This window comes from Pseudoalteromonas sp. Isolate3, from assembly GCF_022398505.1.
In the GTDB taxonomy this organism is placed as follows: domain Bacteria; phylum Pseudomonadota; class Gammaproteobacteria; order Enterobacterales; family Alteromonadaceae; genus Pseudoalteromonas; species Pseudoalteromonas apostichopi.
The window spans coordinates 19,688-34,533 of the sequence record NZ_JAKEVN010000015.1 but is presented as its reverse complement, the minus strand read 5'-3'; the positions used below and the strand labels follow the sequence as shown (position 1 = coordinate 34,533).

15 protein-coding genes are annotated in these 14,846 nt (G+C 42.4%); all 15 read left to right on the top strand.

Going from position 1 to position 14,846, the window contains the following annotated elements; all coding sequences use genetic code 11:
- Nucleotides 1–122: 122 nt before the first annotated feature.
- The 15 genes from L1D46_RS05340 (at nt 123) to L1D46_RS05270 (ending at nt 14,845) form a co-directional block, all read left to right on the top strand.
- Nucleotides 123–677, top strand: a complete 555-nt coding sequence (locus L1D46_RS05340; protein ID WP_239976995.1) for a hypothetical protein — start codon at nt 123–125, stop codon at nt 675–677.
- Between the two features lie 65 nt (nt 678–742).
- Nucleotides 743–1,237: a lysozyme gene (locus L1D46_RS05335; protein WP_239976993.1), complete on the top strand. Its 495-nt coding sequence runs from the start codon at nt 743–745 to the stop codon at nt 1,235–1,237.
- On the top strand, nt 1,209–1,697 hold the full coding sequence (locus L1D46_RS05330; protein WP_239976991.1) for a hypothetical protein: 489 nt from the start codon (nt 1,209–1,211) through the stop codon (nt 1,695–1,697). The genes L1D46_RS05335 and L1D46_RS05330 overlap by 29 nt, the downstream gene beginning before the upstream one ends.
- An 80-nt stretch (nt 1,698–1,777) precedes the next feature.
- Complete coding sequence (locus L1D46_RS05325) at nt 1,778–2,095, top strand: holin (RefSeq protein WP_062564163.1); 318 nt, start codon at nt 1,778–1,780, stop codon at nt 2,093–2,095.
- Nucleotides 2,095–2,808, top strand: a complete 714-nt coding sequence (locus L1D46_RS05320) for a hypothetical protein (RefSeq protein WP_239976989.1) — start codon at nt 2,095–2,097, stop codon at nt 2,806–2,808. The genes L1D46_RS05325 and L1D46_RS05320 overlap by 1 nt, the downstream gene beginning before the upstream one ends.
- Nucleotides 2,808–4,541, top strand: coding sequence for a terminase (locus tag L1D46_RS05315; RefSeq protein WP_239976988.1), 1,734 nt, complete (start codon nt 2,808–2,810; stop codon nt 4,539–4,541). The genes L1D46_RS05320 and L1D46_RS05315 overlap by 1 nt, the downstream gene beginning before the upstream one ends.
- A gap of 3 nt (nt 4,542–4,544) precedes the next feature.
- Entirely contained in the window at nt 4,545–6,638 is a 2,094-nt protein-coding gene (locus L1D46_RS05310) for a hypothetical protein (protein WP_239976986.1), read from the top strand.
- A gap of 2 nt (nt 6,639–6,640) precedes the next feature.
- On the top strand, nt 6,641–7,087 hold the full coding sequence (locus tag L1D46_RS05305) for a RyR domain-containing protein (RefSeq protein WP_239976984.1): 447 nt from the start codon (nt 6,641–6,643) through the stop codon (nt 7,085–7,087).
- A 326-nt stretch (nt 7,088–7,413) separates the two neighbouring features.
- Nucleotides 7,414–8,466, top strand: a complete 1,053-nt coding sequence (locus L1D46_RS05300; protein WP_239976982.1) for a hypothetical protein — start codon at nt 7,414–7,416, stop codon at nt 8,464–8,466.
- 8 nt (nt 8,467–8,474) lie between these two features.
- Nucleotides 8,475–9,689, top strand: coding sequence for a N4-gp56 family major capsid protein (locus L1D46_RS05295; protein WP_138557934.1), 1,215 nt, complete (start codon nt 8,475–8,477; stop codon nt 9,687–9,689).
- Nucleotides 9,690–9,750: 61 nt separating this feature from the next.
- Nucleotides 9,751–10,131, top strand: a complete 381-nt coding sequence (locus L1D46_RS05290; protein ID WP_239976980.1) for a hypothetical protein — start codon at nt 9,751–9,753, stop codon at nt 10,129–10,131.
- Nucleotides 10,132–10,212: 81 nt separating this feature from the next.
- Nucleotides 10,213–10,653 carry a hypothetical protein gene (locus L1D46_RS05285; RefSeq protein WP_239976979.1) on the top strand — a complete coding sequence of 147 codons (441 nt, stop codon included), beginning with the start codon at nt 10,213–10,215 and terminating at the stop codon, nt 10,651–10,653.
- 2 nt (nt 10,654–10,655) lie between these two features.
- Complete coding sequence (locus tag L1D46_RS05280) at nt 10,656–11,216, top strand: hypothetical protein (protein WP_239976977.1); 561 nt, start codon at nt 10,656–10,658, stop codon at nt 11,214–11,216.
- Nucleotides 11,216–11,866 (top strand): DUF6682 family protein, encoded by a 651-nt coding sequence (locus L1D46_RS05275; protein WP_239976975.1) that lies wholly within the window; start codon nt 11,216–11,218, stop codon nt 11,864–11,866. Before L1D46_RS05280 ends, L1D46_RS05275 begins: the two co-directional genes overlap by 1 nt.
- 3 nt (nt 11,867–11,869) lie before the next feature.
- On the top strand, nt 11,870–14,845 hold the full coding sequence (locus L1D46_RS05270; protein WP_239976973.1) for a hypothetical protein: 2,976 nt from the start codon (nt 11,870–11,872) through the stop codon (nt 14,843–14,845).
- Nucleotide 14,846 lies beyond the last annotated feature (1 nt).

The following is a 14,846-nucleotide window of genomic DNA, read 5'->3' as shown; positions in this document are numbered from 1 at the left end:
TATAGTATTTCCTATGTTGAAGAAATCCGCTTAGTTTATGACTCGGCGGATTTTTTTGTTTTTATATTCCCACAAAGCTTTGCATGTTAATCTGATACCTATAACGCTTAAAAGGAGAAAGCATGCAGAAGTTTGATAAAATGACTGTAATAGCAGTTTTATTGACATTTTCAGCAGGAGTTATTGTAGGCCAAGGTTTTTCAATCGGAATTAAACTTAGTGACTTGATTGCTACTGCAGCAGCATTAATTACCTTTCTATTTGCTTGGAACGGCTTAAAGCACAATGAAAAGCAATTCTTGAACTCTATTCAACCAGTCATTGAAAAACTTGAGTACTATAGTAAACCTGAAGGCCTTTATCGCTACACCCTTCACAACTATGGAAACGGAGCAGCCATAAAACTTGAATACAAATTATTTTTGGGCGGCAAAGAGCTTAGTCAAATTGGAATTGAGGACAAAATAAAAGCTAGCTTTAAGGGCATTAAGTTAGAGCTTGGAGGGCCGTTAGGAATAAGTCCTAATAGTTCGCATAGTCTCATTACCGCTAGGGGATTGAGCGGGAGTGATTATGAGCGGTTCTTATTCTTACTGAAAAACCTTAGAGTTGAATTGAAGTTTAGAACTACTCAAGATCAAGTTATTACTAAGCAATTGCTTTTTGGTCACTTTTAACAATTATTGATTAGTTAAACCCGCACCTTGCGGGTTTTTTTATACCTAAAATTTGAGAACAGTTTATGAAAGCAGGAAAACTTATAGCGCTGGGGTTTTCCGGCATTCTTGCGGCAGCAGGTGTAACAGTCGCTACTTTCGAGGGCCAAGAGTTAACCGGCTATGTTGACCCTGTTGGCATTGCAACAACTTGCTATGGTCATACTGAAACAGCTGTTGTTGGTAAAGAGTATACAGAAGATGAGTGTTTGAACTTATTAGCTGATGATTTGGCAGCGCATAATGAACAGCTGATGAGTGCTATCAATATAAAACTAAGCCAAGGAGAGCATATTGCGTATTTATCATTTCACTACAACGTAGGCTCAGGCAACTTCCAAAGTAGCACATTACTTAAAAAGCTAAACAATAACGATCGCATTGGCGCTTGCAATGAGCTGTCACGCTGGATTTTTGCTAAAGGCGAAAAGTTACCAGGCTTAATCACGCGAAGAGAAAAAGAGCGATCAATATGTCTTGATGGAGTAGCAAATGTTCAAAGTACTATTCAGCAGCATTGAAAGAATCGCTATCGTCGCATTACTAGCGGCACTGGCTTACGCAACATATCAACTTGTGACTATTGAAAACGATCTTACAGAAGCTAATAAAACGATTAAAAGTAAAAGCTTAGTGATTGATAATCTAACAATGCAAACTGAGTTCTTAGCGCAAAGTGTTGAACTAACTGAACAGCAGAATCAAAAGTTAATACGTGAGCGGGAGTCATTATCTCGCATTAACCAATCCTACCAAGATGAAGTAAGCCAGCTAACAAACAGCTTAAATACTTCACAATCTGAAATAGACAAGTTACGAGAGTCAAGCAATGAAGCTACTAAACAATGGGCTAATGATAGCGTTCCTTGTGATGCTATCCGCTTGCTCAAGTACGCAAGAACCAGCGAGTGTGACAAGGACGGTGGTACAGACAAAATACGTGTACGTAACACCGCCGGAAGAATATCTATCCAACTGTAACATCGACATTAAACAAATAGCAGGAAACGCGAGTTTGTTAGCGTATGCGCAGTATTTAGAGTTTGTCATAGATAAATGCAATGAAAACATTAAACGAACCAAACAATGGGCCAGCGAATTTAACAATGGATAAATCAACAGCAGCAGCCAGTTACACCGCAAGTATCGGTACTGGTGTCGGTGGCTTATTGTCACTTAATAACATTGCCCTTGCGCTTGGTATTTTGTTCACAGTGATAACGTTTTTAATGAACTGGCGTTATCAGAGCAAAAAGCATGAGCTTGAACTTCAGAAACGCCGTGAAGATGCTGAGTACCATAAGGCACGTATGAGAGAACTAGTGCGTGACGATGAACAAGCATTAGCTGAGTGCAAGGCAGGCTACGGTGAACAGTAGTGTCAAAATGGGACGATTTAAAGACACTATTCTTAAAGGAGCATGAAGAAAGTGGTATAGGTCCGCGCGATTTCTGTGAAAGTCACGGCCTTAATTACGCAACAGCAAGACGTTATATAAAGCTGCCTCAAACCAACCTGAAGAAACAACCAAAGGCTAGAGAGCGTAAAACCAAAGAAGGTAAGCAAAAACCCGGTGTAAAGCCAGGTACTCGAAATCGACACCTTGTAACGCATGGTGGCTATACAAAGTACTTTGAGAATGAAGTTAATCAACTTGTAGAAGCTACAACCCTTGAAGATGAACTCTCTCTTTGTAGAGCTCGTATTCACATGGTTATGAAGGCCATGGAAGGGATCAATCAGAAGCTAGAAGATCCTGAAACTGATGTTGATACAGCAGCGCGGTTTTATGAGTCGTTATTCAAAGCAGAGTCAGCGCTCGATAGAAACATTACACGCGTTGAATCAATTATAAAAACGCTATCGAATCTTGAAACTGACTCACTCGCACGCGGCAAACTGATTGCTGAAACATCAAGAATATCACAACAAACTAAAGCACTTGTTCATGCAACTAAGCGTGGCAAACATCAAGCGGAAATTGCTGAACACGAAGCTACTAAAGCCAGAAAAGAAGCAGGTGGTACTAGCAAGCTTGATAACTTCATTGATAGTCGCACTGACGGCTTAGATCAGGTGGTAAGTGAATAATGCAGCCAAAGCTTGCTAAATACCCTAAAAGCACTTGGTTAACAGAAGAAGAACGCTTCACTTTGGATGATGTGGACCTGTTAGAGCGTTGTGAGCCATATTTAGACTGTTGGTGGTGGCGACTAAACAATCTCTACATTATCGCTAACGAAAAGGGCCAAGAGGTTTTATTCCGTTGCAGGCTTGCACAAACCATGTTGTTTATGACTATGTGGTTTTTAAACATCATCTTAAAAGCACGTCAGCTGGGCTTTAGTACTGCTATTCAAGTTTTTATTCTTGATCACGCTATGTTTAACGATAACAGGCAGTGTGGCGTTATTGCTCAAGGTAAGGATGAAGCAAGCGCGATATTTTCATCCAAGATACTTTACCCATACGAACGGTTACCAAGTTGGCTAAAGACAGGTAAGCGCTCGATTAAAAGTAAAACGGGCACTGGTATTTGGTTTAATAATGACAGCTGGGTACGTGTTGCTGTTTCGTTCCGCTCTGGAACGCTTCAAGTCTTACATGTTTCCGAGTACGGCAAGATATGCGCTCAATACCCATTACGTGCAGAAGAAGTTAAAAGCGGCTCATTCAATGCTGTTCATGACGGCTCATTAATATTCGTTGAATCAACAGCAGAAGGCGCAGCAGGTAACTTTTTCGATATGTCATGCGAAGCAATGGAGTTGCTAGAGTCAGGCATTGCGTTAACTAGGCAAAATTTTAAGTTTCACTTCTTTCCTTGGTTTGAAGATCCTAAGTATGTTGCACCAGTCCAAACAGGCGGGTTGAAGCTAACTAAAGAACAAGTTAAGTACTTTAAGTCAGTTGAAGCTGCCAATGGAATAGCGCTCAGTGAAGAGCAGATATGTTGGTATATCGGCAAAGAACGCAACATGAAGGACAAGATGAAACAGGAGTTTCCATCTACGCCAATGGAAGCGTTTTTAACTTCAGGCCGCAAAGTATTTGCTAGTGATGACTTAATGCGTGTTGAAGGCCGTTGCAAAAAGCCTCTTATTGTTTATGAGATTGAGCCCTATACAGGCAAGCTCAAAAAGATGAATGGCAAAGTGGACCTATCATCTAAAGCAGCTGACAAGCTAGCACAATCAACACTTGGTTACTTACTCGTTTGGGAACTGCCAGACGAAGACGAAGAATATGCGATCGGCGGCGATGTTGCAGAAGGACTTGAGCACGGCGATCGCAGCTCGTTAGATGTATGCGCTAAATCAGACGGTCGCCAAGTAGCCCATTGGTTTGGTCATATAGATCCTAAGCGCTTTGCTCATATTAATAAGCATATTGGCCTTATGTATAACAAGGCTTTCATTGGGATAGAGCGAAACAATCACGGCCATGCAACACTTCAAGAGTTAGTTGAGATTTACCCAACTAGCCGGATTTACACAGAAGAACACATAGATCGTGAAGATACCGATGAAGAAACAAAAAAAGTAGGGTGGCACACCAGTGCACAATCTAAACCAATACTCACAAGTGGTTTAGATGAACTGCTTACACATGACAAGGACGGCATTGTTTGGCGCGGAACAGCCAACGAATTAAACACCTTTGTTTACGATAAAAAAGGGCGAATGGGCGCGCAGCCCGGCGGCTTTGATGACCAAGTAATGAGCTACATGATTGCTAAAGAAATGCTGGTCAGAATGCCGAAGAAACTCATTAAAGATAATACTCCCGCACCGCACAACCCTAACTCTTGGATGGCACGATAATAAATGGCTGATTTTGCAAAGAACAAAGATGGCTTGTCGTTAGATAAGTTATTGTCGATCCTTGGTGACATTGACTCACAACCTGATTGGCGAACACCCGCAACAAAAGCTTGTGCGTATTATGATGGCGATCAGTTAAGTGCAAAAGTTAAAGCTGTTTTAGCAGAACGTGGTCAACCAGACATTGTGCACAACATGATTGGTCCAACTATTGACGGCGTTTTAGGTTTAGAAGCTCGGTCACGTTCTGACTTGATGGTTTCAGCTGATGATGAGCAAGGTGAAGAGCTAGCGAAGGCGCTTAATGAAAAGTTTAAAGACTATTGGCGCTTAGCAAATGGCGACAGAGCGTGTTCTGATGCCTACGCGAGTCAATTGAAAGCGGGTATTGGCTGGGTAGAAGTTACTAAAAATCCAATTCCTTTTGCAGCACCATACCGAATTAAGTTTATTCATCGTCGTGAGGTTTGGTGGGACTTTCACGCTGTAGAAGCTGATAGAAGTGATGCACGCTGGATTGCTCGCCGTAAATGGCTTGACTTAGATGAAGCAATAGCGACTTTTCCAGAGCATAAGGAAATATTGAAGCATTCCGTTAATCACTGGGAAGACTTCTTGAGAACGTTGGATGAAGAGCACACCGAAGACCATGCATTGCAATCTGCATGGAGCGATGCGCAAAGCTGGAACAGATCAACAAGTGAGTGGTTAGACACAACACGTAAACGCGTATTACTGCAAGTTATCTATTACAAAGTGTGGAAACGTGCTCACATTATTCGACTTTCTGATGGCCGTGTTATCGAGTTTGATAAGAATAATGCGGCACATGTTGCAGCTGTCAATAGCGGTAAGGTTCAGCTTGAATATGCTGCATTCCCTAATGTGCGAGAAGCATGGTTCATTGGTCCGCATCGTATTATTGATCGACCAAGCGAAGCGCCAGGTGGCATGTTTAACCTTGTTCCATTCATTGGCTATCAAAAAGACGCAAGCGGTGAGCCTTACGGTTTAGTCAGCCGAATGATGCCTGCGCAAGATGGTATTAATGCGCGAGTAATACGACTTAACTACTTATTACAAGCAAGACGTGTTATTGCAGATGAAGATGCAACGCAGCTATCAGATAGACGTGTAAAGGAAGAGGTCGAAAAGCCAGATGGCTACATTAAGCTTAACCCGGAGCGAAAGAACAAAGGCAAGGCCAGTGATGCAATAAGCATTCAAAACGATGTCGGCATTGCAGCACAACAGTTTAACTTGATGCAGCATGATATGAAGCTGATACAAGATTGTGCCGGTGTATATAACTCGATGTTAGGCCAAGACAGTAACGCAACAAGTGGTGTAGCTATTGCTAACTTGGTAGAGCAAGGCACAACAACACTTGCTGAAATAAATGATAATTTTCATTACTCGCGAAACAAAGTAGGTGAGCTGCTTCTTGCTTATATTATCGAAGAACTTAAGCCTCAAAATAACATCGAGGTAACCGTTAACCGTGAAGATAAAGCAAAGCGCCGTTCTATTGTTATTAATGAGCCAAACCCTGAAGGTAAGCGCAATAACGATGTAGCACGTTGGCGCGGACATATGGCACTGGCACCAGTAAAAGCCACACCAACTTACAGACAGCAACAAGCGACACTACTCAGTAACACCATGAGTCAAATACCGCCCGAAGCTCAAGCAGCAACTTTACCAATGCTTGTAGAGCTAATGGATCTGCCAAACAAAGAAGAATTTCTATCAACCTTACGCCAAGCGTTAAACATTCCAAAAGCTAAAGAGGATATGAGCGAGGAAGAATTGGCACAGGCGCAAGCGCAAGCAGAAAAACAGCAGGCAATGGAACAGCTACAGCAGCAAGAAATTCAGCAGAAAGTACAAAAAATCGTACTCGAAAACAAACAACTTGAAGCGCGCATCAATGAAATTCAGAAGAAAGCTGAAACTGAGGGCGTGAAAGACGAGAAGATCCAAGCCGAAACGCAAAATATTATTGCTGAGGTACAAAAGAAACGTGCAGAAGTAGCAGCGCTCAAGTCATCTATTCAAACAAACTTACAACAGCAACTAGACGCAATACAGGTTTAACAATGTCAGAAACAGCACAATTAGAAAGTATCGAACATATACCGGCAGAGCATTTAGAGCAGATCACCGCTATTGCGAAAATGTGCCATGAAACGAACCGCGCATACTTGTTAGTTATCCGAGAAAGCGCAAAGCCTTGGGATCAGCTAGACCAGCAAGATAAAGACAGCACAATAGAGCAAGTGGCTTTTTATATTCTCAATGAGGGGGCTGACGTATCAGCATGGCATGACGCATGGACTGCAAAAATGATTGTTGCTGGATGGAAGTACGGGCCTAAGCGATCAATTAAAAATAAAACCCATGAATGTTTGAAGCCTTTTCACCATTTACCAGAAAAGCAGCAGGTTAAAGATGCGCTATTTCACAGCGTTGTAAGCCAAGCCATTCACGCAGAGATAGAGGAAGTAGACGATGACATTGAAATTCATCAAGAACTTGTTTCTTAAGTATGTGTTATCAGCGTTTAAGCCTGCAAATAATCCGGCTATGCCAGAAATCATGTGGATGACACGCCCTATAACAAATCTAGACAATGCACCACATAGCACAATGCCAAGACATATATCGCATATTAGCTGGGGAAGTGTTGATGTGAGGTTACGCAAACCTTACCGGTAATAAATCCAATTAAGTATGTACTACGCAGAAATTAAGCCGCTTTAGGGAAACCCAAGGCGGCTTTTTTGTGCGATGCACAACAACTCGCAAAGGCAGCGTACAGCCTACAACTTTAATTTTCGCAGCTATGTGTCAAATAGTGATGGAGTCATAAGTGGATAATCTCGACGATATTTTAGAAAACGGCACACCAGAAGAAATCGAAGCGGCACTGGCCGATGTTGATCTTGATGGTGACACGCTTTTTGGTGATGAAGATGGCAGCGAAGTAAGCGAGCCTGTAGTAGACACTAAAGAAGAACCTGCAGTGGAAGCAGAAGCCAAACAGGACCAAGGCAAAGAACAAGCTGAAACAGACGTAAAACCGGAATCGTCAACCGAAGCAAGTGAGCAAAAAGGTGATGTGCCTGAAGGTTTTGTGGAAATAGACGGTAAATACTACGTTGAAGCAACAGACATTACGAGTAAGAACGGCCAGCACAGCTTGCCTTACGATGTACTAGTCAAAGCGAGACAGCGCGCGGCAGACGCAGAAGCGACAAGCCAACGTATAGCCGATGAAAAAGCAGAACTGGAAAGCAAGTACGAAGAAACTAAGCAGTTAGCTGAATTGCACAGCAGTCAGTTAAAAGAGGCCGGTATCGACGCACGTAAATTGCCTAAGCAAATGCTTGAAGATCCTGAATTGTTGGCACGTATCAAAGAAGAATATCCAGACTTAGGGGAAATGGTCGGCGCTTTAGCTGAACAACTCCGAGAGCACAACGCTAATAAGCAAGCATCCCAAGAGCCTCAGAAGCAAGAAAAGCCAGCAAGTGACAATTCGGTTCAAACTGCTTTTGAAAGTTCAAAGCATCTGAAGTCGTGGCGTGATAATGATTCAGACAAATGGGAAATGGCCCAAGTTATTGATGAAAAGCTCGCAAGTGACCCGTCTTTTAAAAACAAATCAGTAGCAGAGCGCTTTGAAGAAGTTGAAAAGCGTGTTCAGTCAGCGTTTGGAGAGCAACACAAGCCTAAGCCAAGCGAAGTCCCATCTGCTGCAATCCCCAATTCACCGACCGACTTAGGATCACAAGCAAGCGACCTTAGCTCAAATGCAAGTTTGCTCGATAAGGACGCGGCAACGATGACTGATGAAATGTCTAATATGACAGAAGCTCAGATCGAGGCCTTGTTATCCGAAGCGTCGGACGTTTTATTCTAGGAATTAAAATGAGTACGATCACTAGAGCACAGGCTGCAAAAGCATTTGGCGCAGCCCTGTTTACACACACTCGTCGTCAAAACACGTTTGTAAACATGTTGACTGGCGGTGCACCGCAATCTGCGAAAAAAGACACGAACCATGGTAAAAATCAAACCGAGAAAGGTGCGCCAATTGTCATGATCCGTGACTTGGAATCACAAGCCGGTGATACGGTTGAAATGGATTTATTCCACAACCTAAATGGTTTGCCAACAATGGGTGATAAAAAACTGGAAGGCCGTGGCGAAAGCTTGAGCAAAACAGTGTTTGAATTACGCATTGACCAAGGCCGAAAGATGGTTGATTCGGGCGGTAAGATGAGCCAAAAGCGTACTAAGCATAACCTGCTTAGCACTGCGAAAACGTTGTTAGGTAATTACTACAACGACCTGAAAGATGAAGTTGCAATGTATCACTTAGCAGGTGCACGCGGTTCATTTAACCCAAGTGACATTATTGTCCCACTTGATGATCATGAAGAGTTTAACGAAATCATGGTTAATGAAGTGCAAGCGCCTACCTATGACCGCCATATCTTCGGTGGTGACGCAACGTCATTTGAAACCTTGGATCCAGCTGACATTTTAACGTTAGACAAATTAGATGATTTAGCGTTGATCCTTGAAGAGCAGCAAAACCCAATGAAGCATATTTCGTTTGAAAAAGACGAAATGGCTAACGAGTCGCCGTTCTTCATCCTGTTTGTTACTCCGCGTCAATGGCGTGATCTATGGAACAGTGCCTCAGAGAAGAAAATGCAAGAACTTATGTCTCGTGCAATGGCGCGTGGCCGTGGCTTTAACCATCCAGTATTTAAAGGTGATGTGATCATGTGGCGTAACATTCTTGTTCGCCAATATCGTAAACCTGTGCGTTTCTATGCTGGTGATACTGTCACTGTTTCAAACAATGACAAGTTAGCAACGACCAAGCAAGTAACTGCTGGTACGGATATCGACCGCGCTATCCTGCTTGGTGGTCAAGCGCTGGGTAATGCGTATGGTAAAGCTGAGTCAGGTACTCACTTTCACATGAGCACTAAGAAAGTAGACCATGACAACGGCAATGAAACAGCCATTGTTTGGATGAATGGCTGTAAGAAAGTGCGATTTGCAGATCGTGAAGGCCGGGTAAATGATTACGGCACAATGGTTCTCGATACAGCTGTAACACTTCAGTAAACCATAAAGAGGCAGTTAACACTGCCTTTTCCATCTTAACTTTTCAAGAGCGAACAAGATCATGAGAGAAACATTTTATAAAGGTGCTCAAGGCAACTTGTCTTTGCACGTAGCAAGTGTGATGTTAGCCGGCTTGGGTGTTGGCGCGTCAGTAACGCTGTCAGAGCAGTTACCAATTGGCACGCAAATTACTGGTGTACGTGTTTTAAATGATGCGTTAGGTGCGGATAGTGAAATCACTATTCGTTTATCAGATAAAGACAACAGTAAAACATCATTAATTGAAGTTGATACGGTAAATTCTGGCAGTGCCGTTGTACCAGTAAAGCCCGTATATATTGGTGACAATGGCCCTAGTGATTTAGAGCTTCTTAGCTCAGGTGCAGGTGCTGCTACAGGCGAAGTTACAGTGCAATTGGAGTACCGTTTCAAAGGTTATTAATTAGCCTTGAGATACATTGTTAAAAGCCCTGTGTTCGCAGGGCTTTTCTATTTTAAATCATTGAATTATGGAGTCATTAAAATGGCTACGAATATTGTTTATATTGGCTCAAAACGAGTCAAGAAAGATACCGTATGCGGCACTCGCCTAATCTTCAAACGACATGAGCCTGTCCCAGTAGATGACGCACTAGCGCCACGCTTTCTAGACTTTCCGACCGTATGGGTTAAAGAAAGCCAGCTTGAAGGCGTTATTGAACGACAAAAAATGTTAGACAAGATTGCTGAAGAAGAGCGCCTAGCTGCAGAAGAAGCAGCGAAGAAAGCAGAAGCTGATGCCAATATGGTTGTGACTGTTGAAGGTGAAGAAGTTGATCTTGGCAAGTACAGCTCAAAACAGTTAGATACTTTCGTTGTGGCTCATGAATTAGAAATCGAAGGCCCTAAAAAGCCAGTAGATGACTATCGCAAAAAAGTGCGTGATGCATTCCGCGCCTTAATGAGTGAAAAAGGCGAGGAATAATCATGGCTCAGCTGTCCACCTTGATCCCACTTGTACGAGAGCGTTGCGGTGGCGTTCTTGAAAAGTTTGCACTTGATCACCTTAAACGTGCATATCAAAAGTTCTGCGCTGAGTCATTGTATTTGGCTCGCTCACAACAATTCAATCAAGGTGAGACAGCAGCGCTGGCAGTTGAAGATAATCACGCATTTGGTGGTGTTAATTTTGTTTTGGATGCAAACGGCCATGAACTTGAGCGAGGTTTAGATTACAGCGTATCAGTTGATGGAGAAGTGTATTTAACAAAGATCACGCCTGCTTATCGAGTTTTTTACTTCATTACACCACTTTTTACCTTGCCTGATAGCTTCGATGCGAACGACATCTTAATCAATAAATATGCTGAATACCTTGCAGATGGAGCGGCATCAACATTGATGAAAATGCCTAATACACAATGGACCGATATCAGTTTATCTCAGTATTACCAACGAAATTTCATTGATGGCTACCGGTTGGCATATCGAGAAGCAGTGAATGCATTGGACGAACAGCGACCTATTAAACAAAGAGAATTTTACTAATGGCTATTGTCACTTCAAAAGAAATTATAACGCGAGTTAATAAGCTGCTAAATGATCCGGGCTTTGTTCGATGGCCTGAAGACGAGCTATTGAACTACTTGAATGATGCTCAACGTGCAATCGTATTACGTCGACCTGACTCATATAGTGTTGATATTGATGATTTCGCATGCGTAGAAGGCACTAAGCAATCGTTACCTGCTGACGCATTGAGACTAATCGATATTACGCGCAATGCCACGGGTAAAGCAATTCGCGGCCCATACAATCGACAAGTATTAGATGATAATCATGAGTCTTGGTATGCAGGAACAGAAGCAACTGAAGTTCAGCTTTATATTTATGACGAGCGTGTGCCAAAAACTTTTTACGTTTATCCAGGTGTAATGGCTGGTGTCCTATTAACACTAGCTTATTCAAAAGCACCAGCGTCTATTGGTATGGCCGAACACGGTACAAATGCAGTTATTGCGCTAGATGACATTTACGTAAATGCGATCATCGAATGGGTACTCTACCGCTCATACATGAAGGATGCGGAATACGCTGCAGATCCAAACAAAAGCACAATGCACTTACAAGCATTTGAGAACCAGCTGGGGCAAAAGAACCAAGCTGATAGTGCAATGATGGGCCAACAGAGAGGGTAAGCTATGACAGCTAGTGCAGGTGCATGGTATCGAGTCGGTACCGTTAATGTAACAAATGGTCAGCAGTCAATTGTTGGCGTGAACACGGCTTGGCAAAATGATGTTATTTCGATTGCTGTAGGTGATATTTTTACCTTAGATGCAAAAACGTGGTACGAAGTAACTGCGGTAAATAGTGATACAAGCTTAACACTTGATAGAGGGTTTGAGGGAGCAACGCAGAATACAGCTAATTACGCAATTGTTCGCAACACATCAGGTACATTGCTTACTCGAATTGCAGGTCAAATAGCTGTTCAATTTAATCAAAAGCAACTATTTCTAGATGAGTTAAGAACATGGCTTAATTCTGATAATGCAGCTGAAGGATTAACTGATAGTCACGGCGTAAAAACACAACTCAAAACACCTGCACAGATGGTGCGAGACCACGACGAAAAGCTAGCTGAACTTGATTCTATCCATCCACACCCATGGGCAATGCGCAAGGTTGAATTTGAAGCAATGCGAGCAGCAGGTAGGGAAAAATACGCCAGCGGTTTTTACCATAAAGGTAAAGAGTACACAAACGGTGTGAATCGTTTGGTGGTAGCAAGTGGCCTTTGGACTAATACCACTTTTCCTAATATTTTAAACCTTGGCCGCGACAGCGCAGACGCCTCACAACAAGGTGACTCTAAGCAAAGTGAACCGGTTATTTGTATCGATGGGGTACTGACTGAGCTATCGGGCCTTTCGACAACGAACGGTAGAAACAACCTCGTCAAACTTCCACCCGCCGAAGGTGGAACCCGAACATACAATAGTGCAACAGGTAAATCTGTTACATACCCAACTCCGGCTTTAGCGTTTGCGGCCGAAACGACAACAAATAAAGTTGTAACTGACCGCGTAGATATGTGGGGATTCGAGGCTTTTTTACGTGAAATCACCGATGATGATCCATTTGTATATAAAAAGGGTTTAATTCAATCGTTAGCGAGTGATATCAATGGTGTGGCAACTGTTAGTGATAATGTCAGACCTATTACTTATTTCGCATGGTATGCAGGTGATACAACAAGCCGTGGTAAGGGTGTAAATTGGCAAACTGCTACAGAAGAAGAACGTATTGCTATCGCAAGTGACCTTGGCAACGAAAATAAGATTTACTTTGATGACGCAACGGGTAAGTTTTATCAATGGTGTGTCCGAGGTCGAAGCATTGCGGGAGCAGGAAATGGGGACTGGGATTGGATAGATGCAAGCTCATCTACTTTAAATTATGGATTACAGTATCAGTCGGCCGGAGTTAGGGTTAAACCTCAAGGTATTAATTCATTTATAGAAAAATCACTAGCACTTTATACAGAGGATCTTCAGAGTGATTACTTGAATTACAATACAGATATAGGCCTAGCTAAAGATTTTAAAAAAGGTAGAGGTATATTTGCGGTTCGAGTGGGAGGCGCTCAGAAGCCTTCTGACTTTGCTGTTAATGGACAGTGCTATTTCCTTGTTTGTAACACTGTTCAGCGTTTAAACAAAGGTGGCTACCACCCAAGTTTTAATCCTCTAGGTACTAAAGGGTTTTCAAATCAAGATGGTACTTTGATGGTTACTTGGGCTGCTAAAGCTTCAATACGGAGTGCCCCTTTAACAAAGGCCGATTGTTTTGACTACCCGACAACGGATTATCCATACACCGATGGCAAAGTGTTTGGTGGTGTAAATTCAGTCTCGGGCACAATATCAGGTGGCCCAACAAGAAATAGTCGACCTGATGGTCGCTACTTTGATGCTATTTACGAAAGCGGCCAAGGTGGTGTATGTCGTGATATGCGYTATTCAGCTCATAAGTTAACAGCCGAAGACTTTGCAGAAGAAGACCTAAGAATTAAGGCTGGTGAGTATCGAGGTAGAGAAAAATTGTTCTTTACAAAAAAAGTATTGAAAGAAGTTTCTACAAGCGACAATGCCTTAGCAGCGGGAACTCAAGTTTCTAACACAGATAACTACACAGTTGGTGATTTGATTACGGTGTATAGCGAGAGTGGTGAAACGCTGATTAATGAAGCACTAATATTGTCAAAAACTGAAACGGGGATTATTTGGGATGGTACTAAACAGTTTGAGCGTGTAAATGGTGGAACATATATATTAGTAACCGGCTACTACACCAATATTTCTGTAGCTGATGAGTTCATTCATACCGAGGTTATTGGGGACCCTGCTAACATTATACTTTGTGATGACTTGAAAGATGGATGGGTTGGAAGTTGGAATCCAACAATACCAGATGGGATTTCTCAAACCTATACACTTACTAAACCACAAAGTGGAACTCCATCAGGCACGGGTTTTTCTGCTGTAGTTACCACAGATAGTGGTCAAACATTGACATCCACACACGGAGGTAATTTGGGGTGGAATAGTATTACAAATAGCGCAACCTTTTCTACCTCAGCCTCTGCTGTAATAGTGGCTAATTATTTCACTAAAGCAAGAGTAACCCAAAGCGTGGTCAGGGATGAAATTTTAGGGGGCTGCAAAGGTGTTGGTATGGTGTATGCCAGTTCTTACTATTTAGATTCACGAGGTAGGGGTTTTGGTTTCTCTTTAACAGGAAAACTAAATACGAATACACTTTATGTGGTAGAGGCAGGGCAGCAACATAGTTCGTTTTTAACATTATCAGAAACACCTATATTAGATAATAAACTAAACTCTGGATTAGTACCTACACATAGGGACTTAACCCTTGGTACACCTAGTAACAATAGTCCTGCATTCAAAGCCCTGAATTACAACGTAGTTAAAAACCAACAAGGCTTTATCAATTATGCTTACGCTCAACTTACATACGATGCCACAGCCGGTGATTGGGGCGATGATGGCAAAATTCATATTGCAGATAATCAAACCACAATGCTAGACGAGAATGGTCATACTAATTTAGTTGGCATGGCTTGCTGCGTAGAACCAATAGGATGGGTTTAAT

Coding starts and splice junctions, on each gene's coding strand:
- L1D46_RS05315 (WP_239976988.1), top strand. CDS start 2,808: ATGCAGCCAAAGCTTGCTAAATACCCTAAAAGCACTTGGTTAACAGAA.
- L1D46_RS05330 (WP_239976991.1), top strand. CDS start 1,209: ATGTTCAAAGTACTATTCAGCAGCATTGAAAGAATCGCTATCGTCGCA.
- L1D46_RS05305 (WP_239976984.1), top strand. CDS start 6,641: ATGTCAGAAACAGCACAATTAGAAAGTATCGAACATATACCGGCAGAG.
- L1D46_RS05290 (WP_239976980.1), top strand. CDS start 9,751: ATGAGAGAAACATTTTATAAAGGTGCTCAAGGCAACTTGTCTTTGCAC.
- L1D46_RS05285 (WP_239976979.1), top strand. CDS start 10,213: ATGGCTACGAATATTGTTTATATTGGCTCAAAACGAGTCAAGAAAGAT.
- L1D46_RS05275 (WP_239976975.1), top strand. CDS start 11,216: ATGGCTATTGTCACTTCAAAAGAAATTATAACGCGAGTTAATAAGCTG.
- L1D46_RS05325 (WP_062564163.1), top strand. CDS start 1,778: ATGAAAACATTAAACGAACCAAACAATGGGCCAGCGAATTTAACAATG.
- L1D46_RS05310 (WP_239976986.1), top strand. CDS start 4,545: ATGGCTGATTTTGCAAAGAACAAAGATGGCTTGTCGTTAGATAAGTTA.
- L1D46_RS05340 (WP_239976995.1), top strand. CDS start 123: ATGCAGAAGTTTGATAAAATGACTGTAATAGCAGTTTTATTGACATTT.
- L1D46_RS05295 (WP_138557934.1), top strand. CDS start 8,475: ATGAGTACGATCACTAGAGCACAGGCTGCAAAAGCATTTGGCGCAGCC.
- L1D46_RS05280 (WP_239976977.1), top strand. CDS start 10,656: ATGGCTCAGCTGTCCACCTTGATCCCACTTGTACGAGAGCGTTGCGGT.
- L1D46_RS05335 (WP_239976993.1), top strand. CDS start 743: ATGAAAGCAGGAAAACTTATAGCGCTGGGGTTTTCCGGCATTCTTGCG.